Raw genomic sequence first — 21,690 nt, 5'->3', positions numbered from 1 at the left:
GCGGGATGAGTGAAAGATGAAAAACGGCTCCGGTGTGCCCGGAGCCGTTGTGCGGCTGATTCAATGCGATCAGGAGAAGTGCACTGGAACAGCGATGCGCTGCATCTGTTCCAGCTCTGCCTTGACGGGAGTGTCCATCACTTCCTTGAAGGCGGTACGGAACTTCGCCATGTCTTCCTTGGTGCCGACGGAGACGCGCACGACGTTGGGCCAGATGGGCCAGGTGCGGCCGATGATGACCTTCTTCTGCGCCATCGCCGCCATCACCTGACGGCCGTTACGTCCCGTGTCGATCATGAAGCAGTTAGACTGCGAACCCGGAATGATCTTGTATCCGCATTCGGTAAGGAACTTCAGCGTTTCGGTACGAGCCTCGCCGATGTACTTCTTGCGTGCCGGCACCAGTTCCTTGTCTTCCAGGGAAACGCGCGCCGCGATCGAAGAGGTGACGGCCATGGCATTTTCACCGCACTCGGTCAGCTTCTTGAGAACATCCGGATGCGCAACTGCGAGGCCCGCGCGGATGCCGGCCATGCCATAGACCTTCGAGAAGGTGCGCAGGATGATGATGTCCTTGCGCGTGTTGACCTGATCAACAACGCTCTTTGCATCGGAGAGATGGATGTAAGCCTCGTCGACCAGAAGCATGGTCTCCTTCGGCTTGTTGTCCAGCAGCCATAGGATGTCTTCGCGCGAAGTGATGGTGCCGGTCGGGTTGTTCGGGTTGCAGAGATAGATCACACCGGCGTTCGGCGCTGCGGCGGCAAGAGCTTTTACATCGTGAGCATAAGTGGAGGTGAGCTCTTTGGTGATGGTCTTGGCGCCGGCGATCGCCGCGGCGCGCTGCGCAGCCTCGTAGGTGGGGTTGGCGGTAACCAGCGGTTTGTCCGGGCCGGTGTACTTCAGGACGGAATAATGGAGCGGTTCGCTCGATCCGGCGTAAACGGCAACGTTGTCCGGTTCGACGCCGTTCTGTTTTCCGAAGACCTCCATGAGCGAAAACATCTCCAGGAAGTCGTAGCGTCCGCCCTTGGCGGCAACCTCGGCGATGGCGGTGCGAGCTGCTTCGCAGGGGCCGAGCGGATTTTCATTGGCATTGATGAGCACGGCGTCCTTCGGCATGGAAGCCATCATCTGCTTCATCATCTGCATCTGCGACGGTTGTTTGGCGGGCGCTGCGCCAGTCTGTTGTGCTGCCCAGGCAAAGTGGGATTCGGTGAGGACTGGGATGCTGGCGGCGGCAGCACCCATGCTACAGAGGAACGAACGGCGAGAAAGCGGGGACGACATGACATATCTCCTTGTTGGACACGTGGATCGCGGGGGCCGGGTGTCTTCAAATCTTGCGGGAAGTGGAAGAAATCTTCAAGTGAATGCGAATAGATGACGAGACAAATATAAAAATTCGTTGACACGCGGCAGGGGTGCTGGCAGACTCAAACCAATCTCACCAACCTACGGTTAGCATCCTCGGGCCCGAACGACTCGCAGGACGCTGCCGGAGTCTATGCACATGGTTTCGTTCCGCGCCGAACAATGCGGAACCGTCACAGCAGTCTCGTAAGCCCAAGTTTGTTCTTTGCAGCACAGAGCAGATTCGCAGAGATAGTTGTAAGCAGTATCGGTCCTTTTGTAGAGCAACTGACAGTTAAGGCGAAAACGCCAAGGGGCGTCGTGTCGGCACATCGACATAAGTCGATGTACAGCCGTATCTCGTCGCCGCTCAAAGTTCTTTCTCACGGAACTGCCGCCGCCGTGTACGCATACGTGTATCCGACGGTTGCACAAGGCATGTGTCACAAAAAGAAGTTCTCAGGGAGGTTGTAGTGGCTGTTATCCGTACCCGTTTCCAATGGCTGATGGGGCTGCTGGCGGTGGCTTTAATGCTCGCGCCCGGCATGTTCGCGCAATCCTATTACGGCACGCTGAAAGGCAGTGTCACTGATTCCCAGGGCGCCGCAATTGCCGGCGCTACCGTTACGATGACCGATGTAAACACCAAGATTGCACGTACCGCGGTATCGAATGGATCCGGCGAGTACCTGTTCAGCGCCGTAGATCCCGGAACGTTCGATCTGACGGTGGCGTCTTCAAACTTCCAGACATATGTCCGCAAAGGCGTAACCGTTGCGACCCAGCAGACGGTCACCATTGACACGCCTCTCGCTGTTGGCGCCTCGTCCACGACAGTTGAAGTCACCGCTGACGCACCGCTCGTTGATAGCTCCACCGCATCCAACGGTCAGGTCTTCGATACGCAGAAGCTGCAGGACCTTCCCAACCTGGGCCGCAATCCCTTCCTGCTCACCAAGCTCAATACCAACGTAACGGCGACGGGCGATCCCCGCTTCAACCGCTTCCAGGACCAGTCCGGATCGTCAGCGATCTCTGTTTCCGGCGGACCGATCAACGGCAATAACTACGAAATCGACGGCGTACCGATCACCGACTTTTCGAACCGTGCCGTGATTATTCCTTCGGTTGACGCAGTGCAGGAGATGAAGATCCAGACCAACACCTACGACGCGGAAATGGGTCGTACCGGTGGCGGTAACTTCAACACGCTGCTCAAGAGCGGTACCAACACGCTGCACGGCAATCTGCTCGGCACAACGCGTCAGACCAACTGGTCGGCGAATACCTGGAACAACAACTACAACGGTACTGGCCGCCCGAATATTACGCAGTACACGTACGAGGGATCCATCGGTGGTCCGGTAAGAATCCCTCATCTCTACGACGGTAAAGATAAGACGTTCTTCTGGTTGACCGAAGAAGGTTATCGCCAGCGTTCTCCACTGGCGTCGAACTACTACCTGCCAACTGCAGCCGAGCGGAGCGGCGACTTTTCAAGCTCCTCTATCGCCAGCGGAAAGCTGCTGACGATCTATGATCCGGCTACGACCAATACCAGCACCGGTAACCGTACTGCTTTCGCGGGTAACGTCATTCCTCTCAGCCGCCAGTCTGCTATCGGGCAGAAGATCCTTGCGGCGCTGCCGACTTGCGGGGCGGGTTGCACGACAGGAGGCTTCTACGGCGCCACCAACTTCCGTCCGACCGATCTGCTGGGTGACCGCGCCGACGAGTTCGTCGGCAAACTGGATCATCTCATTACTCAGAGGTGGGCTGCCAATATCTCCTATATGCACTATGGCTCGAAGGAGCCGGGTGGCAACCCCCTTGGTTCCTTCGCCGGTGACGGTAACTCCTACCTGCTGTACCGCAAGGTAGACGCCACCACCGTCAACACTACGTATACGTTGAACCCGACGACCGTGCTGACCGCCGGATGGGGTTTCAACCGCTTCCCGAACAATACCCTCGATCTGACCAACAACTATGATCAGACGCAGCTCGGCCTGCCATCCAGCTATGTAAATGCACTGCAGAAGAAGTCGTTCCCACGCATTACGCTGTCGCAGGTGAGCACCCAGATGGGTACGAACAACTCCGGTCCTGCTGCCTTCTACTCCCGTAATTTCGTGTTCGGTATTTCGAAGGCGTTAGGTAAGCAGTCACTGAAGGCTGGTTATGTCTACCGCTCCATCAGCGTGGACTTCACGAATGTCAGTAACGGCAACGGCTTCTTTACCTTCAACAACACCTTCACCGCTTTCAATGCGAATTCGAAGACAGTCAATAGCGTAACGACCGGAGCCGATCTCGCCGATTTGCTTCTGGGATATCCGACTACCGGACAGGTGCAGATCGCCAGCAGGATCGCACTCAATGTTCCGTACCATGCTTTCTACTTCCAGGACGACTATCGCCTGACCAACCGTCTGACAATCAACGCCGGTCTGCGTTATGAGTGGGAACCTGGTATTCACGAGCGCTACAACAAATACGCTGTTGGCTTCGATCGTACGGTCAGCAACCCCATCTCATCGACATCGGGTGTAGCCACAAAGGGTGGCATCATGTTTGCCGGCCAGAACGGCTACTCCAATAGCTGCTGCAACAACAGCAACACCAAGTTCGCGCCTCGTATCGGCCTGGTGTATTCGCTCGACCAGAAGACCGTGGTGCGCGCCGGATACGGTGTCTTCTACGCTCCGATCTACTACTCCACCAGCGCTTCTCTGGCTCCGGGTTACGTTTCAACGACCAGCTATGTTGCGTCAAACGACAACAACAACACACCGGCGAACTCGCTGGCGAACCCTTACTCCGCGATCAACCAGCCTGTAGGAAACTCGCTCGGATACTCGCAGGGTCTTGGTGACGCGCTCACCACCATCGATCAGTACCGCCGGTCGCCGGTTGTGCAGCAATACTCGCTCGACATCCAACGGGAACTCCCCTACGGGGTTGCATTGCAGTTGGGTTATGTCGGATCGAAGGGGCGTAACCTGCTGCCAGGTAACGGCACTACCTACAACCTGGATCAGATCAACCTGGGAGCGATTCCGTACGGCCAGGGAGCCTGCCCCGCCAGCACGGGAGCCTCTACGGCGGCCTTCCTGAATGCCAAGAGCGCGAACCCCTACTACAACAAGGGCGGAATCGGCGTCATCGCTGCTTCCACTGTCGCAAACTCACAGCTCTGCAAACCATTCGCCGAGTTCTCGAGCGTCAATATCCAGCCCAGCAACTCGAAGTCGCTGTATAACTCGATGATCATCAAGGCCCAGAAGAAGATGGCGCGCGGCGTCACCTTCGTGACGGCGTTGACCTGGTCCTCGAACTGGGACTCCACCTTTGGTCAGGGCAGCAGCCTCAACCCAGGCAACGCTGGTCCGCAGGATATCTATAACCTGAATGCGGAGTACGCTCGCGCCGTCAACAACGCACCGATTCGTTACACGACAGCCGGCACCTGGCAGCTTCCTTTCGGAAAGGGCCGCGCTTACCTGGGCAGCAACCGTTGGGTCGACCTGCTGGTCGGCGGATGGGATCTGAACTCCACCTTCGTCGCGCAGCAAGGCGGACCGGTGCCGATTCAGATGAGCACCAACGGCAACTCGAACTTCGGTACTGCCGTACAGCGTCCGAACCTGGTCGCCGGTCAGAACGTCTGCACCTCGGGTTCCGTTCAGAGCCGCAACGGCCAGGGAAGCAGTCAGCGCTTCCTGAACGTCAATGCGTTCTCTGATCCAGGAACGGGTGCCAACGGCAACGCACCTCGCACAATCGGTAGCTGCCAGGCTCCTGGCTACCGCAATGTTGATGCCTCGGTCTTCAAGGACTTCCATGCCGAACGGGTTACGATGCAGTTCCGCGCGGAGTTCATGAACCTGACCAACACGCCGCAGTTCGCTCTCTCGTCGGGCGCTCTGAAGTGGGCTCCGGGATCCACCTCCTTCGGCCAGGTCTCCACCAACGCTATCAACTTCCCGCGTTTGATCACGCTGGGTGGAAAGATCATGTTCTAGCCGGAACATGACATAACCGAAGAGGCGCGGATTACTCCGCGCCTCTTCTGCTTTAAGTGTCTACAGCTCTAGAGCATTTTCCCTGTTGCTGGGTATCCCGAAGGGCCATACAGTGGCGTTTTCATTACGGAAAACGCCCAAAGCATACGGAAAGCCCCGACACGACACCCACAGAGAAAAGCTCTCTCGCGGCCTGCCTTGATACAGTGAAACCTATGTTTGCACCGACACAGCGGGTTCACTTTATTGGCATTGGCGGCATTGGTATGAGCGGGATTGCGGAGATCCTGTTGACGATGGGATATCCCGTCTCCGGCTCCGATCTGCGGCGCTCGCCCGTGACCGACCGGCTGGAAAAGCTTGGCGCCGTGATCTTTGAAGGGCATCGTGCAGAGAATGCAGCCGACGCCGATGTCGTCGTGACCAGCTCGGCCGTTGCCAAAGATAACCCTGAAGTGCTGGATGCAAGATCGCGCAAGGTCCCCGTCATTCAGCGCGCCGAGATGCTCGCCGAACTAATGCGGCTGAAGTACGGCATCGCCGTCGCCGGTATGCACGGCAAAACCACCACCACCTCGATGGTGGCCTCGGTGCTGGCCGCCGGTGGCCTCGATCCGACCGTCGTGGTCGGTGGACGTGTCGCCGCTCTGGGCTCGAACGCGCGCCTGGGAACCTCCCAGTATCTGGTGGCCGAGGCCGATGAGAGCGACCGCTCTTTCCTCAAGCTTCCCAGCGTCCTCGCCGTCGTGACCAACCTCGATCGCGAGCACATGGATTGCTACCGCGATATGGAAGATGTCGAGGGCGCATTCATCACCTTTATGGATCGCGTGCCGTTCTATGGAGCAGTCACGGCCTGCATCGACAATGACCTGCTGCGCTCCATCCTGCCGCGAACGAGCCGACGTATCTATACCTATGGCGAGCGCGAAGAGGCCGACTTCCGGCTGGAGATGCTGCCGCGTACAGCAGGCTCGCATGCGCGCTTCCAGGTGACGCACCAGGAACGCGTGATCGGGCCTCTGGAGTTGCATGTTCCAGGGAAGCACAACGTGCTGAACGCGACCGCGGCCGTGGCCATCGGTGTCCAGCTTGGAGTGACGGATGACAAGCTCGTCGAGGGAATTGCTGCGTTTCGCGGGGTTGATCGCCGCTTCCAGATTAAAGGAGTGGCTCGCGGCGTTACGATCGTCGACGATTACGGCCATCACCCCACCGAGGTGCAGGCGACCCTTTGCGCCGCCAGGGAATGCGGCTACGGACGCGTGCTGGTACTCTTTCAGCCGCATCGTTATAGCCGTACCCGTGATCTGATGGCGGAGTTCGCAGGCTCATTTGGCGATGCAGATGTGCTTCAGGTGCTGGACATCTATGCCGCCAGCGAACATCCAATCCCCGGTGTGAACACCCCGGCGCTGGTGGAGGAGGTTCGCCGCACCGGGCATCCCTCCGTGTCTCACGCTGAAAGCCTGGAAGCGGCGGTGCAGGCACTGGCAGCGGAAGCCCGTGAGGGAGACGTCATCCTGACCCTGGGCGCCGGGAATGTCTCTCAGGCGGGAGCGCTGTTGTTGTCAAAACTGGAAGCGAACCCATAAAACATTTCCCTGTAGGTGTAGAGTAGGGCTTCCGCATTTATGGGCGTTTTCCGCAATGAAAACGCCGCTGCACACACCTTCCGGGATACCCAGCAACAGGGAAATGCTCTAAAGAGGTATCTTCCCGGATACGCACGGGGCTGAATTCTTGCGCTATCAATTTATAGTCGAAGCGGATTCGCGAGCACGTTTGCGGCATTTCTCCCTTTATTTCGTTTTGCCTGATGCCAGATCTTTTTTCAAAACGCGCCTCGGAACACGCTGACTCTGTAGCCGATTCGTACCCGAAGCAGGAGGTCGACCGCCGCAGGCGTCGCCGCTCTGAGGATGATTTTCCCGATGACGACGCGGAGTTTTTTCGCGCGAGTCAGCGAGTCCGCGTGCGGAAAGGGCTTCTGCCCCAGACGAAGTGGGGCCGCATCGCGGCCGCATCCGGCTTGGTGCTTGCACTAGGCGGCATGACTGGCGCAGTCATCGTAGCCAGGAACTATCTTCTACGGGACGACCGCTTTCGTATCGCCAGCTCGGCATCGATCGAGATTGCCGGCAATACGCATGTCTCGCGGCCGCAGATGCTCAGCATCTTTGGAGAAGATGTAGAGCGCAATATCTTCCGTGTACCGCTCACAGATCGCCGCGAGCAACTGGAGGGTTTGCCCTGGGTGGAGCATGCCACCGTGATGCGTCTGCTGCCGAATCGACTCCGCGTCGCCGTGGTGGAACGTACCCCCGTCGCGTACCTCCGTCAGTCCGACGGTATCCGCCTGGTTGACGCCAACGGCGTCATTCTGGATCTGCCGGCCGATGCGGCGGGCGATCCACGCTATTCCTTCCCTGTGGTCACCGGGATTGTGGCGAACGAGCCCGCCGGAACCCGCTCCGCACGCATGAAGCTTTACCAGCGCTTCATTGCAGACCTTGATGGCGGAGGCGCGAAGATCAGCGACCAGGTCAGCGAAGTGGATGTCAATAATCCCGAAGATGTGAAGGCGCTCATCCCCGATCATGGGATGGAAGTGCTGGTGCACTTTGGCGATGATAAGTTCCTGGAGCGCTATCAGAAGTATCAGCAGCATCTGCCGGAGTGGAAGCAGCAGTATCCGAAGCTCGCCTCGGCCGATATGCGCTATGAGACGCAGGTCGTGCTGGAGATGGCGAAGGATACAGGAGGCGCCCCTCCGGTTCCCGCTGTCGCGGATGTTACTCCGGGCAAAGATGCCACAGCGAAGCCAATTACTCCGGTAAAGCCGGTTGCGGCGGTCACACCTGCACCGCAGCCGCCTAGCAAGCCCCTTGTAACAGCGAAGGCGTCCACAGCCAAGGCTGCTGCGCCCCGGCCTGTCGCCGCCGTAAAGCCGAAACAGACGGTCGCAAGTGCAGCTCCGGTGCGGGACACCAGCTCCGGTATTCCGGATGATGTGGCCAGCCGTCTCGCGGGGCCAGCGCCAAAGCAGCCCGTAAAGCCGGCAGTGAAGTGGAAGATGCCGATTGCGAAGCCTGGCCAGGTGGCTCGTCCGTCGAAGGATCTGCTGAATCAGCCGGCACATTCCACAGTGCCTTCCGCGGGGGTGGCTCGGTGAAGCCTCGCGAAGAGACTCTGATTACGGTTCTGGACGCCGGCAACTCCAAGAGCTGCGTGCTGGTCGGTGAGGTTCAGGAAGGCGTGCTGCGCTATCGCGGCCACGGCATTGAGATGTCGAAGGGCATGCGCAAGGGCCTGATTGCCGATCTCGGTCCGGCAGCAGATGCGATCAATCGCGCTGCGCTTGCCGCCGAACGTACAGCTAAGGCTGGGATTGAGACGGCTATTGTCGGCGTTGGCGGTATGCATGTCCGCGGCGTTAACAGCCGTGGCGGTATCAGCATGGGCAGCCGTATGCGAGAGATCACACGCGAAGAGGTTAAGGCTGCCGTGGACCGCGCGCGTTCCGTGGCTTTGCCGGCGGACCGCGAGATTCTGCACCTGTTGCCGCAGGAGTTCATCCTCGACGATCAGTCGGGTATCCATGATCCTGTTGGGATGGTGGGAACGAAGCTTGAAGTGAACCTCCATCTCTCTACCTGCTCAGGGGGCGTAGCGCAGTCCGTTGTGACCTGCGCGAACAAGGCAGGCCTTGAGGTTCTGGACACGGTCTATGAGGGCATTGCCGCGGCTGAAGCGGTTCTCAGCGCGGATGAACGTGAGCTCGGCGTCTGCATCGCGGATATTGGAGCCAGCACCACCGAGATGGTCGTCTTCTTCGAGGGAGCAGTCGCTCATACGGCTGTACTGCCGATCGGTGGCGACCACTTCACAAACGACCTCGCGGTCGGTCTCCATGTGCCCGTCGAAGAGGCAGAGCAGTTGAAGCAGGTCTGGGGCAACTGTGTGGTGACCAGTGTGCCGCAGTTGAATGAGATTGAAGTCGGCGGCAACCTGGCGCTCAGCGGAGGACAGCCGGCACGCATCGTGCGTCATCGCTACCTGGCGGAGATTCTTGAGCCGCGAGCGCGCGAGCTGATGCAGATGCTGCGCGAGAACCTGCGGCAGGGCGGTGTGCTGGAAGCGCTCGGCGCCGGCCTGGTTCTGACCGGCGGCTCGGCCAAGCTGGTCGGCCTGTTGGATGTTGCTGAGAGCATGCTGCGTGTGCCGGCCCGCGTCGGCTATCCGGTACCGCTCTCTCGCATGCCCGAGGAACTGGCGCAGCCGGAGTTCGCGGCCCTCATCGGCATGCTGCTGTACACGCACCGCACGCAGGTGCGCCGTGCCAGCGAAGAGATGGGCCTCCGCGCCAAGTTGAAGGCGATCTTCGCCGGCACCATGTAGTGATCCTCGCCGTCACAAGATAGTCCTGATTCGGCCTCAGGAATCGACTTTGATAACCGTCATTTGCTTTTCCGCATTTCCTTGCACGCGGACGAATGACAGAATGACCATTAACGCAGGAGTTAACGCATCCCCATGTCGAATACGCCCCAAGATCCGATCCGCATTCACTACAACGATGAGACCCGCACCGGCGCCAAGATTAAGGTCATCGGCGTAGGCGGTGGTGGCGGCAACGCGGTCAATCGCATGATCGCGGCCAAAGTGGAAGGCGTGGAATTTATCGCCGCCAATACGGACGCTCAGGCGCTCGAAGGCTCTCTGGCGCCGGTAAAGCTGCAGCTCGGCGTAAAGCTGACCTCTGGTCTTGGCGCCGGCGCAAATCCTGACGTGGGCCGTCGCGCGGCGCTGGAGGACTCCGACAAGATCATTGAGGCGCTGGAAGGCGCGGACATGGTCTTTGTCACGGCCGGTCTGGGCGGAGGCACGGGAACTGGATCCGCTCCGGTGATCGCCTCGCTGGCCAGTGAGATGGGTGCGCTGACAGTGGCTGTGGTGACGCGGCCGTTCGGGTTTGAAGGCAAGCGCCGCATGATGCAGGCCGAGCGTGGCCTGCAGGAGCTGCTGGATGCGGTTGATACGGTCATCGTTATCCCCAACGAAAAGCTGCTGGCTGTCGCCAAGGACGCGGGCTTCTTCGAGAGCTTCCGCATTGCGGACGATGTGCTTCGCCAGGGCGTGCAGGGAATCTCGGACATCATCACCATCCCCGGCATCATCAACCGCGACTTCGCCGACGTAAAGACGACGATGGCGGGCATGGGCTACGCCGTGATGGGAACGGCGGTACGCGCAGGACAAAACCGTGCAGTGGAAGCTGCGATTGCCGCTATGGCTTCGCCGCTGTTGGAAGCCGGCGCCATCGACGGTGCACGCGGCATTCTGATCAACATCACCGGATCCAGCTCGCTGAAACTGAGCGAGGTCAACGAGGCCTCCACCATCATTCAGAACGCTGCGCATGAAGACGCCAACATCATCTTCGGTGCGGTGCAGGATGAGTCGATGGGCGAGGATGTGAAGATTACCGTCATCGCCACCGGCTTCAAGCAGGAGATGCCGCAGCGCCGCGAACGCATGTTGCAGGAGGCGATGGAGCCTGCAGTCCGCTATGACGCTAGGCCTTCGGCGATGCCGCGTTTTGCCAGCGAGACTCCGGTCATGCAAAAGCTAGAGATTCCGATTGCCCAGCGGCCCGAATCGCCATCGGTCTTCGAAGACGAGTTCTTCCTGACGGGCCGCGAGCGTCGTGAGTCGGCTGTTCCGCCGCCACAGCAGTGGGTAGAGACTACGCCGGAAATGACGGCTCCTGCACCGGATGAACAGCCCCAGCCGATCGCGGCTGCCTCGGCAGTGCCTGAACCGGTGGCTACTTTTGCCTCCACTCCGTCGGCTACCGTACGCCAGGAGCAGGATGAGCTTGATATTCCAGCGTTTCTACGTCGTGGAGGCATGTAAAAACTGCGTTCCGTATTGGGCTTACGCATCTAAAGTTGTATGGCGCTAGGGCTGATCGATTTTGATCAGGTCAAGGTAGGATAAAAAGTATCAAAATCGGCGCTTAGCACGGATTGGCGCAGGGATGTGCGACGCATGATTCAGGGCTTCAGGAATTTTTTTCTTCCGGGACTAGTTGTAGGTATTCTCGCTGTTTCCACCGCCGTAGCCGCACTGGCGGCCGACCCCACGCCGACAGGTACAAGGCGCACCCGGGGAGCCTCCAAGGTACAGGAGAGTACTCGCGGAAAGGCGCACCTTGCCGGTCTGCAACATAGCCGCCGCGCCGGAAAATCGACAGCAACCGCTAAGGCGGCTCCTGCTGCCAGGTCAAAGGCTGTTGCCACAAAGGGAAAGCGTGGCGCTGCACCGCGACTGGCAGTTAAGCGAACCCGCGCCGGCCGTTTCTCTGAGCGGTTTACGGCCAGCTCCTTCGCGGACAATCTGACGCTGGGCGATGTCGCTACCGGAGAAGATCCGGTAGTCCGTGAGTCGCTGATTCAGGCTCTTGGCAATATGAATGGCACCGCGGTGGCGATCGATCCCACCAACGGCCGCGTTCTGGCCATGGTCAACCAGAAGCTGGCGCTGTCGCGCGGAGCTGAACCCTGCTCCACCATCAAGCTGAGCGTCGCTTTGGCGGCTCTCTCCGAAGGCATGATCAAGCACGACACGCCGGTCAACCTCGGTGGCCACTACAACGTGGATCTGGACTACGCCCTGGCCAAGTCGGTGAATCCGTACTTTGAGGTTCTGGGCCGCCGGATGGGCTTTGAGCGCGTCAAGCACTACGCCAACATGTTTGGCCTGGGCGAACTGGCCGGCTACAACATTGATGGCGAGCAGCTCGGCGTCTATCCCGACGAGGAACTGCCGGAGAAGCTCGGCGGCGTGGGCCGTATGTGCTCCTTTGGTGAGAGCATCTCGATGACTCCGCTGCAGCTCGGCGCTCTGGTCTCTGCCATCGCCAACGGCGGCACGCTCTACTACCTCCAGCACCCCACCACGGCAGACGCTGTCGCGAACTTCCAGCCGAAGGTGAAGCGGACGCTCGACATCGCTCCGCTCATCCCGGAGATGCTGCCCGGCATGGCTGGTGCGGTGGACGCCCGTTACGGTACCGCGCGCTCATTGCGCGCCAACTTCAAGGAGTTCCCGGTGCTGGGTAAGACTGGCACCTGCTCCAATAACGGAACCCGCTATGGCTGGTTTGCCTCTTACGCTGATACTCCGGTTGGCCGGATGGTGACGGTCTTCTTCCTGGAAGGCGGACGCCCAACCTTCGGTCCGAAGGCGGCGGAGCTGACGGGACTCTTCTATCGTTCGATGGCCGACAAGAGCTACTTCCTGCAGAAGACGGCTCCGGCGACGACTGCTGCAGGCTCGGATGAGCCTAAGCAGGTTGCCGTGGGCGTATCCCAGTAATCGCTTTTTACTCTGCGGTGGTCCGCACGCGCTCCAGGACGTAGACATTACGGACTGGGCCGAGCGGACCGACCGAGACCTCGGTCTGCACCAGCGTATTGTTGCTATCTTCCAGGGTGTAGCGGACGGTGTTGTGAATCTTCTGGCCGTGCCCGGTCGTGCCCCATTCTTCCAACAACATAGCGTTGCCCTGCTGGCGGATCCGCGAGCGGAAGGTGACCTCGTCGCCCGGTTCGACATGCAGCTTTGGTGCGTTGACTTCCAGTGTCACCTGCCACGCATCGGGCTCGTCATTGGGAGTCTCCTGATGCGAGTGGATGTAGTGCCAGGTCTTTCCGTCGTACTGAATGACGGCTTTGCTCTCACCCTCGATACGCCGAGTCAGCTTGCTCCGCTGCGGATTCAGCATCCACGTGCCGGAGAAGGGCGGCAGCGTCTTCGCTGCAGGGACTTTAGCGCCGAGATTAACCTTCGCGGTCTGGGCCGGAAGGGCGGGGCAGAGGAGTGCGGTCGCAACGACGGCTGACAATGGCAGGAATTTCACGGCAGAAGTCTACTCTGCGGTCTGCATTGCAGGAAAGCCATCGCTTCCTGTCGAATCGCTGCGGTACGATGGGCCGCATGGGAGAGCAGCTCCGGTTGTGGAGACAGCGATCGGCGCTCCTGCTGCAGACGCAGCAGGGCAGGGTCGCCGTGTCGACGGGGCTCCATCTGTTCGCGCTCTTTGTCGTTGCGAACGCTTGGTGGATTGGAGCGCGGAAGCTCAAGCCGGCCGGCACGCGTCAGGGCGCCAGGGTATTGATGACCTACAACCCGGGAAAGCTATCGCAAACACATGAGGTGAAGCGAGCCTTGAAGCATCACGTTCCCCCGAAGAAGGTGGTAGAGGCTCCGGTTGTGGTGACGCCTCCGGTCGATCCTCCGGGGGAGCGCGGCAATGAAGCACTGGGCGACGGCAACGTGAGCATCGCCTACGTGCAGGCATTCCCTCAGGAGCGTCCGGATTTATCTGAGGTCGGCGCTACCGGCGACATCTTCGTCGATCTGCAGATCGACAATACCGGCCACATTGCTCGTGTCCACGCTCGTAGAGGAATGGGAGCGCAGATCGACCAGATGGTTCTGGCCACAGTGCAGCAATGGGTTTTTCATCCGGCAACGAAGAACGGCAGGCCCATCAGCAGCGAGCAGGAACTACACTTCCACTTCGACCGGCGCAGAAATCCCGGCGGATGTGGATGGGAGTGCATCACCCTGGAGTCGAATTAGCCCATACTCTGGGTGCCCCACATACGCGAAGCTTATGTGGGAGTATCGAGCGGAGCTCGATCCGCGTTGCTATTCGCTTGGCCGCAGATGGGGAATGAGATAAAAAGACGGTTCGCGCGTTGCGCGAATGCCCACATAAGCTTCGCGTATGTGGGGCACCCAGTTCGTGCCACTCAGAGCAGTCCTACAGAATCTCCAGAAAGATCTCCCGCTCATCCAACTCATTCGCCCGCATCATGATCTGTCCATTAGCGCGCTGAATCATGCTCTGAAACTTATCGCCCCACTCCACCAGAACAAGAGCATCAGGCTGCGAAGCCATCTCGTCGATCCCAAGCGCCGCGAGTTCTTCTTCCTTTTCCAAGCGGTAAAGGTCGAGATGATACAAATGCACCTTCGGTCCTGCGTACTCATGCACCAGTGTGAAGGTGGGGCTGGTGACCTCCTCCGGATCAACGCCGGTCAGTGCCTGAGCGATGCCTTTCACCAGGGTGGTCTTTCCGGCGCCTAGCTCGCCGCGCAGCAGAATCAGCTTTGGTGTCGGCATCAACTTCTCGGCCATGTTCGGGCCAAGTGCAAGCGTGCCCTCTACGGAGCGGGTCTTGAATCTCTTTACAAGCATGAAACTAGCGAAGTCCTCCAACCCAGGTGAGGCCGTCTTCGTCCGCAATGCGGTAGCGGAAGGCGTCGCTCAGATGGGCCAATGTGTCGGTGGCCAGCACCGTATGTTCGTCCTGGTTGCGCGCGGCCATCATGCCGGCGAGACCGTGCAGATAGATGGCGGTGTTGACCGCATCTTTTACGTGATCGGGGTGCTGCGCCAGTATCGCCGCAACGATGCCGGTCAGAATGTCTCCACTCCCACCCTTCGACATTGCAGGGTGGCCGGTGGTGTTGATGGAGATCTCCCCATCCGGATGCGCCACCAGAGTCCGCCAGCCCTTCAGCACCAGGGTCAGATTGCGTTCTGTAGCGTAATGACGGGCGATGCCGATCCGGTCGGCCTCTACCTCCTTGACGGTGATGCCGAGAAGGCGGGCCATCTCGCCTGGGTGCGGTGTCAGGACCATCACGCGTCCGGCTTGCGCGCGCAGCAGCTCCGGTTTTTCAGCAAAGGCGTTAAGGGCGTCGGCATCGATGACGACCGGAAGAGCCGTTTTAAGCACAGCACGGCGGACGAACTCGGTCGTCTCCGGCTGGGTTCCCAGACCGGGACCGATGGCGAGAACGCTGATCTTCTCAAGCCACTGCGTGCGCGTTTCAAAGTTCGCCAGGGCAACATGTCCGTCGATCTCTTGAAGCGGCCGGCACATCAATTCGGGAGCGATGCGGGCCACCGAGTCGAGCACAGAATCGGGCACCGCGGCCGTAACCAGTCCTGCACCGGAACGTAGCGCAGCAAGTGAAGCCATCGCGGCCGCGCCGGACTTGCCACGCGAGCCGCCAAGCACCAGCACGTGTCCGAAGCGCCCCTTGTTGCTGTTCAGTGGGCGAGGTGTCTCGGTCAGCGCTTTGGAGGAACCGGTCCAGGTGAGCTCGGTTTTTGGGAGAGATTCCGCGGGTGAGCCGATCGGGGCAACGGCGACCGCACCGAAGGCGCCATCCCGGTTCATCTGTCCGAAGATGTGCGCCGGCTTTGGTGCGGTGAAGGTCACGACAGAATCGGCGGGAAATGGACCCCCGGCTGTGGGTTCGTGCGAGTCCGCATCCCAACCCGACGGGAGATCGACAGCCAGAACAGGTTTTGCGAACTGGATCAGTTGTTCCCGCAGATTGCAGGCCGGGCCGCGCATCGGAGGCTTGAACCCGGTACCAAGCACAGCGTCGATGTAGAGGTCGGCTTCGGGAAGGGTGATGCTTTCTGTGGCGAAGGTAACCGGCGCGTCCAGTGCGCTGAAGGCGTTGGCTGCGTCGCCGCGCAGATCGTTTTTACCTGTGGCCAGAACGATCACCTGGACTTTTCGCCCGGCCGCGTGCAGCCGCCGAGCAGCGACGAAGCCGTCGCCTCCGTTGTTGCCCTTGCCGCAGAGGACGACGATGCGGCGCGCCTCGGGATAACGTCGCAGCGCAAAGCGCGCGACCGAGGCGCCGGCGTTGTCCATCAACTCCTGCATGGAGACGCCGAATTCGGCGGCGGTGCGCCGGTCGGTCTCGCCCATCTGCTCTGCGGTCAGAATCTTCATACAAAAAACGCCCATGCAGTGTAGCTCTGCTCGTCCAGAGGACGGGCAGAGCCTCAAAGGCTATGCGTTTGATTGTAGATAGTCGTTGATTGCTTTGTATTCTTCGTCCGGCAGAACGAAGTCGAGCGCCTCTGCGGTCTCTTCCACCTGCTGCGGATTGCGTCCACCGACAATGGCCGCCGTAATCGCAGGATTCTTCAGCGTCCAGGCGATGGCGATGACGCCGGCGGTGACACCGTACTTCGCTCCGATCTCCTTCAGCTTGTCCGCGACCTTGAGGTTTTGCGAGAGCTTCGGCTCCTGGTAGTTCAGGGCGCGCTTGCGGAAGTCGTCGTCCGGCATCTGGGCAACGCGCTCTTTGGTCATCTTGCCGGTGAGCATCCCGCTCTGCATGGGCGAGTAGTTGATGACGCCAATGCCGTTCTCACGGCAGAAGGGAAGCACCTCCGCCTCGTAGTCGCGCTTTAGCATGGAGTAGGGCGGCTGCAGCGAGGTGATGGGAGCGATCTTCTGGGCACGCTTCATCTGATCGACGGAGAAGTTCGAGACGCCGATCCAGCGCACCTTGCCCTCGCGCTGCAGCTCCGCCATGGCCGTCCAACCCTCTTCGATCTCTTCATCCGGCTTCGGCCAGTGAATCTGGTACAGATCGATCACGTCGAGATTCAGGCGGTTCAGCGAGTCTTCGCACTCCCGCTTGATCTGCTTCATGGAGTTGGTAATGTTGCCTTTGTCATCCCACACCATGCTGGATTTCGTAAAGATCCACGGCTTGTGCGCAGACTTCCGAAGGGCTTTGGCGACAACCTCTTCCGAGTGTCCCAGCCCGTAGACGGCAGCGGTGTCGATCCAGTTGACGCCGAGATCGAGGGCGCGCTCGATGGCAGCGATGGAGTCCTTATCTTCCTGCGCGCCCCAGCCGAAGGCCCATCCTCCGCCGCCGATAGCCCAGGCGCCGAATCCGATGGGGGAAAGCTGCATATCTGAGTTGCCGAGAATGTTGAAGTTCACGCATCGCTCCTTTGGCAATATCTCGATCTCGCGATTGTATGAGATGCAAGCGACAGGGGGAAAACGGTGGTGTTGAAGAGGAAAATAACGTGCTGTCTTCGGGCAGGCGCGCGGCAGGGTGCGCACCAAATGGTGCCTTCTAGAGACAATGCTCTATAGCTAATTTTTAGTTGACCGTGACGGTCTTCGTGGCCTGGTAAACGCCTCCATTCCCGTCCCACATCTTGAAGACGAGGAAATGTTCTCCAGAGGACAGACTTTGGGTGGTGTCCAAATAGGAGGTAGCCCCGGTCGTGTTGTTCACCACCAGGTTCCCGTCGATGTAGAGTTGCGCTGCGGTGGGGATATTGTCGGTAGCTCCGTTGGCGAGGATGTGCACCGGTGAGTTGCTCGTCGTGCCCGAAGGCAGGCAGATGTTGGCTGAGCCAAAAGCCGCGGCGCAAGTCGGGTACGGACTCCCGTTGAAGACGGTGATGGTACGGTCGGCCACAAAGCTGACACCGCTCTGATCCCAGCCCTTGGTCACCAGCAGGTGAGTGCCTGGATTAAGGTTGAAGGCTGTATCGAAGCTCGTCACCGGCTTCGAGTATTGGAGTGTGCCATCGATGTATTCCTGCATCGCGGTCATGGGCGTGGTGTCGTAGCCGTTGGCTTGCACCGTCATCGGGCTCGACGCGTAGGTGTTGTTTACCGGCTGGCATACGGTCACGGAAGGGCTGATGGTGTAAGTGCTGCACCCGGCGCGATCGCTACCGTTGATATATACCTCTGTTCCTGCGCCCCCCAACATGATGAAGCTCATCATTCCATTGCGGGTCCAGTCTCCAGGGACGATGTCTCCGGCGTTATCGGTATCTGCGAAGTAATACTGCGGTGTCTGCTGGAATGTGCCATCGGCGTTGCCCAGCCACACCATCAATCCCGCGTAGCCATCGATCTGCTTGTGGTAGCCCGCCGCTACGATGTCGATAATGCCGTCGCCATTTACATCGACTGGCCAAGGCGTGCTGCCCGCGAGATCGGGCGGATCGGTGACCGCAGTGCGATGGATGAATGTCTGATTGCCCATCCCGTAGAAGATGTCGATCCCGGTGCAGGATAACGTTTGGGAGGTGCCCAGAGGCACACTGGGGTCGCAGTAGTACGAGACGAGAATATCGTCGATTCCGCTGCCGTTGGCGGAGCCCACATTCAGCGAGAGGGGACTGGGGTAGCTCGCCAGCTTATCGGCACTGAAGTTGCCGCCGCCCAGGTTCCACACGGCATAGACCACGCCGCTGTATGTTCCGGAAAACTCACCCCGAACCAGCACGCCTAAATCGGTAAGACCATTCCCATTCAGATTGCCCGCACGAACCAGCGTTGAGTTACCGCTTGCGATGCTTACGCTGGAAGCCAGCACCAGGCTGCTCCCATTCACGTTTTTGAATAACTCGACGTTACCTTTGCCGTCGCCGACCGCGACATCGGGGTAGCCGTCGCTGAAGAAATTACCCACAGCTACAGAATTTGCCGTCGCCGTCGTTGTGTACTGCCCCCCCGCCTGAAAGGTTCCATTACCGTTGCCGTAGAACACTTGCAGCGCGTTGTTCGTAGCTGCCACCAGGTCGAGATTGCCGTCTCCGTTTAGGTCAGCCACGGCGAGATCGTTTGTAAAAGTGCCTGGTGAAGCAACTGTTTGCGGAGCCTGGAAGGTGCCATCGCCGTTCCCGGTCAACATCGTAAACACCGTCTGGGATTGCGTACTACCCACATAGACAACGTCCTGCTTGCCGGCATTGTGGAAGTCCCCGCGAACGAGAGCATAAGAGGGCGCGACGGTCCAGGAGTTGGTACCGTACACTTCAAAGCTCGGTATGGTTTGAGAGGCTAAGGCAGCGGATGCTCCAAAGAGGAGAACCGAAAGCAGAAGAGGTTGACGCATAGGGAACTCCCAAACTGCATTGCAGTAGAAGAGTTCCCACTCCCGAATGGTTGCCTCATGTTCAAAATCGAGCGCGTTCTGGCCGACATTTAGTCTAGGGCTGAATCAGAAACTCGCCATTCTGCATGATCTGGGTCTCCCCATGTTCATCGCCCAGCCAGATATTGAAGTGCAGGCCCACGACGTCAATGTGCGTTGACGATCTCCAAGGCGCGCCAGTGTGCGCCCCATAGGGATCGCCGAAGGCGATATGGATACCCGGGAACTTTTCGTCCTGCAGAATATTGCCGATCACCTTAGTGACGCCGATGTTGGTGCCAATGGCAAACTCGCCGACGCGGTCGGAGTTGCCGTCGGTGTGGGTGTAGTCCCAGAAGTCTTCCTCAAGCTGTTTGTTGTCACTGGCCACGCGGCGGATGCGGTTGCCCTCGATCCAGATCGTGAGCGGGGTGTGCTCCAGGATGCCGTAGCGGGCGCAGAGAAAGTCGCCGACAACGCCGTCCACAACGAAGACGCCGTTCACTTCTCCCGGCGCGGTGAAGCACTCGCCGCCGGGCAGGTTGCCCCACTTCTCCCGCGAGATGATGCCGGAGGTCTTGAACCACTTGTACTCGGGTGAGAGCGCCACATGCAGGTCAGTTCCAGCCGGGGTGGTGGCGCGCACGTAGGTCGCTTTCCGCACCCGGTCCAGCACAGCCTGGGAGAGGGCATCGACCGCCTGATAATCGGCGCGCATGCCCTGGGTCATGATCTCGGGGGTGATGTTCACCATATGGGCATGGCGGATTCCCTGGCGATTCACCACGTCGGTCATCTGCATGCGGCTGCGCAGCTCGTTCGGCTGTACCTCGACAGCGAAGATTGAGACCTGGGAGGTTTCCATGTCGTCCAGAACCGCCTGCGGCATGTTCGCCAGCGGCCGGGGCGCAAGTTGTTCTAAAACAAAGGCGTTCCAGGTACAGCCCAGGGATTCCAGCTCTGCCGCGATGGAGGCAGCGATGGGAAGACACTTCTCATCGGTGATGAGAGTGACTTTTTCTTCCGGCTGAACACGCAGGCAAGTGCGCACTGCGGAGCGGGCGCCGGGCGTGAACTCGGCGGGAAACGAGATCGAGAGGAGGGGCTGCTGCTGTGGGGCCGTCTGAATCATGGCGTTACTCCAAGTTTAAGGCATTGTGAACGACATTGCAGGCGGATGAAAAGAAGAACCCCGGCCGAAGCCGGGGTTCGTTTCCGGGTTTGGGACGCCAGGATCAGGCGCGGTGCAGTTCGCTCGGGATGTAGAGCTCCGAGTGCAGCGAGGCATTAGCGGCTCCCGGAGGAACATCCATGCACTTGACGAAAGCTGTCTGGAACTTGTCCATCTCGTCCTTGGTGCCGACGGTGACGCGAACGTGGGTCGGCATGGCGGCCCATGTTCGACCGATCGCGATCTTCTCCTTCATCATGAGCTGCTGGAACTCACGGCCAGGACGCTTGACGTCCACCATGAACATATTGGCCTGGGAGCCGGGAACGATCTTGTATCCCTTCTTATCCAGGAACTCCAGCGTGGCTTCACGGATGTCGGTGTTGATCTTGCGGCGCAGCGGAACCAACTCAGGATCGCGCAGGCTGGCGCCGGCAGCAGCAGCGGAGAGCAGCGAGACCGAGGCGGCCTGACGCAGGCTGACCGATGGCGAAAGGGTGTCGAACTTCTCCAGCAGATCCGGGCGGGCGATGGCGAAACCAGCGCGCACACCGGCCATGCCGTAGATCTTCGAGAAAGTACGCAGAACGATAACGTCTTTGTCTGCGGCAACCTGGTCGATGATCGACTCATGGGTGGAGAAGTGGTGGTAGGCCTCATCGACGATCACAACCGAGCCCTTGGGCTTGTTGTTGATCAGCCAGATGATGTCTTCCTTCGGCGTCATGGTGCCGGTCGGATTGTTCGGGTTGACGATGTAGTAGGCGCCGGCGTTCGGATCTGCCGCCAGCATGGCCTTCACATCGTGCTCGTACTTGGCGTTCAGCGGAACCTGCTTCAGCGGAGCCTTCAGCTTCTGGGCAGCACGCGAACCCTGCTCGTAGGAAGGATCAGCGGTCACCAGGCCCTTGCTGGGGCCGATGTTCGACATCAGCGCCATATCCAGCGGACCGCCGGAACCGGGATAGAGCTGCACATAGCCGGGCTTAAGACCGAATTGCTCTGAGAGGGTCTTTACCACGCCAATAGTAACGCCATACTTGTCGTAACGGCCGCCCGTGGGGCCTGCCTGCGCTACAGCGGCAAGAGCCGAAGGAGCCGGTCCAAGCGGGTTCTCGTTCGAGGAGATCACGATGACGTCCTTATCCATCATCGGGCGCTCGCCGCCCATACCGCGACGGCCGGCAGTCTGGCCAGCTGCCTGCGCGAATGCGGTCTGCGAGAAGTTAGGAAGCGTGGCTGCGGCCGCAGCGCCAGCGCCGAACAGACGCATAAAGTTGCGGCGAGAGACTGCGGGATTAACGTCGAAGATTGAGCTCATGGGTATTTCCCTCACAAAAGACTGCAGGTTGA

The 21,690-nt window shown here is 59.6% G+C and carries 15 protein-coding genes; 7 read left to right on the top strand and 8 right to left on the bottom strand.

What is annotated here, in order from left to right; translation table 11 throughout:
• Positions 1-69: 69 nt before the first annotated feature.
• On the bottom strand, positions 70-1,290 hold the full coding sequence (locus AB4Y89_RS06790; protein ID WP_442300148.1) for a pyridoxal phosphate-dependent aminotransferase: 1,221 nt from the start codon (positions 1,288-1,290) through the stop codon (positions 70-72).
• Positions 1,291-1,826: 536 nt separating this feature from the next.
• Between AB4Y89_RS06790 and AB4Y89_RS06785 the strand changes: the two genes are divergently transcribed.
• The 6 genes from AB4Y89_RS06785 (at position 1,827) to AB4Y89_RS06760 (ending at position 12,761) form a co-directional block, all read left to right on the top strand.
• A complete protein-coding gene (locus tag AB4Y89_RS06785) occupies positions 1,827-5,378 on the top strand; it encodes a carboxypeptidase regulatory-like domain-containing protein (RefSeq protein ID WP_442300147.1) in 3,552 nt (1,183 codons plus the stop codon).
• A 215-nt stretch (positions 5,379-5,593) separates the two neighbouring features.
• Complete coding sequence (gene murC, locus AB4Y89_RS06780; protein ID WP_442300146.1) at positions 5,594-6,973, top strand: UDP-N-acetylmuramate--L-alanine ligase; 1,380 nt, start codon at positions 5,594-5,596, stop codon at positions 6,971-6,973.
• A 224-nt stretch (positions 6,974-7,197) separates the two neighbouring features.
• A complete protein-coding gene (locus tag AB4Y89_RS06775; protein ID WP_442300145.1) occupies positions 7,198-8,553 on the top strand; it encodes an FtsQ-type POTRA domain-containing protein in 1,356 nt (451 codons plus the stop codon).
• Positions 8,550-9,779, top strand: a complete 1,230-nt coding sequence (gene ftsA, locus AB4Y89_RS06770) for a cell division protein FtsA (protein WP_442300144.1) — start codon at positions 8,550-8,552, stop codon at positions 9,777-9,779. The genes AB4Y89_RS06775 and ftsA overlap by 4 nt, the downstream gene beginning before the upstream one ends.
• Before the next feature lie 135 nt (positions 9,780-9,914).
• Positions 9,915-11,297, top strand: coding sequence for a cell division protein FtsZ (gene ftsZ / locus AB4Y89_RS06765; RefSeq protein ID WP_442300143.1), 1,383 nt, complete (start codon positions 9,915-9,917; stop codon positions 11,295-11,297).
• A gap of 135 nt (positions 11,298-11,432) precedes the next feature.
• Positions 11,433-12,761, top strand: a complete 1,329-nt coding sequence (locus AB4Y89_RS06760; RefSeq protein ID WP_442300323.1) for a penicillin-binding transpeptidase domain-containing protein — start codon at positions 11,433-11,435, stop codon at positions 12,759-12,761.
• A gap of 7 nt (positions 12,762-12,768) precedes the next feature.
• Here AB4Y89_RS06760 and AB4Y89_RS06755 read toward each other — a convergent pair whose 3' ends face one another.
• Positions 12,769-13,305: a hypothetical protein gene (locus AB4Y89_RS06755; RefSeq protein WP_442300142.1), complete on the bottom strand. Its 537-nt coding sequence runs from the start codon at positions 13,303-13,305 to the stop codon at positions 12,769-12,771.
• Here AB4Y89_RS06755 and AB4Y89_RS06750 point away from each other — a divergent pair.
• Positions 13,290-14,030 (top strand): energy transducer TonB, encoded by a 741-nt coding sequence (locus tag AB4Y89_RS06750; RefSeq protein ID WP_442300141.1) that lies wholly within the window; start codon positions 13,290-13,292, stop codon positions 14,028-14,030. The genes AB4Y89_RS06755 and AB4Y89_RS06750 overlap by 16 nt on opposite strands.
• A gap of 184 nt (positions 14,031-14,214) precedes the next feature.
• On the opposite strand, the gene tsaE is transcribed toward AB4Y89_RS06750, so the two are convergent.
• The 6 genes from tsaE to AB4Y89_RS06720 form a co-directional block, all read right to left on the bottom strand.
• Positions 14,215-14,652 carry a tRNA (adenosine(37)-N6)-threonylcarbamoyltransferase complex ATPase subunit type 1 TsaE gene (tsaE, locus tag AB4Y89_RS06745; protein WP_442300140.1) on the bottom strand — a complete coding sequence of 146 codons (438 nt, stop codon included), beginning with the start codon at positions 14,650-14,652 and terminating at the stop codon, positions 14,215-14,217.
• Between the two features lie 4 nt (positions 14,653-14,656).
• Positions 14,657-16,213, bottom strand: coding sequence for an NAD(P)H-hydrate dehydratase (locus tag AB4Y89_RS06740; protein ID WP_442300139.1), 1,557 nt, complete (start codon positions 16,211-16,213; stop codon positions 14,657-14,659).
• Between the two features lie 60 nt (positions 16,214-16,273).
• Positions 16,274-17,224 carry an aldo/keto reductase gene (locus tag AB4Y89_RS06735; protein ID WP_442300138.1) on the bottom strand — a complete coding sequence of 317 codons (951 nt, stop codon included), beginning with the start codon at positions 17,222-17,224 and terminating at the stop codon, positions 16,274-16,276.
• 166 nt (positions 17,225-17,390) lie between these two features.
• Positions 17,391-19,148, bottom strand: a complete 1,758-nt coding sequence (locus AB4Y89_RS06730; protein ID WP_442300137.1) for an FG-GAP repeat domain-containing protein — start codon at positions 19,146-19,148, stop codon at positions 17,391-17,393.
• Positions 19,149-19,242: 94 nt separating this feature from the next.
• On the bottom strand, positions 19,243-20,298 hold the full coding sequence (locus tag AB4Y89_RS06725) for an aminopeptidase (protein ID WP_442300136.1): 1,056 nt from the start codon (positions 20,296-20,298) through the stop codon (positions 19,243-19,245).
• Positions 20,299-20,401: 103 nt separating this feature from the next.
• Complete coding sequence (locus AB4Y89_RS06720) at positions 20,402-21,658, bottom strand: pyridoxal phosphate-dependent aminotransferase (RefSeq protein ID WP_442300135.1); 1,257 nt, start codon at positions 21,656-21,658, stop codon at positions 20,402-20,404.
• Positions 21,659-21,690 lie beyond the last annotated feature (32 nt).

It is taken from the genome of Terriglobus sp. 2YAB30_2 (assembly GCF_052114765.1).
GTDB lineage: Bacteria > Acidobacteriota > Terriglobia > Terriglobales > Acidobacteriaceae > Terriglobus.
The sequence above is the reverse complement of the archived record's forward strand: the minus strand, read 5'-3'. Positions and strand labels throughout refer to the sequence as shown.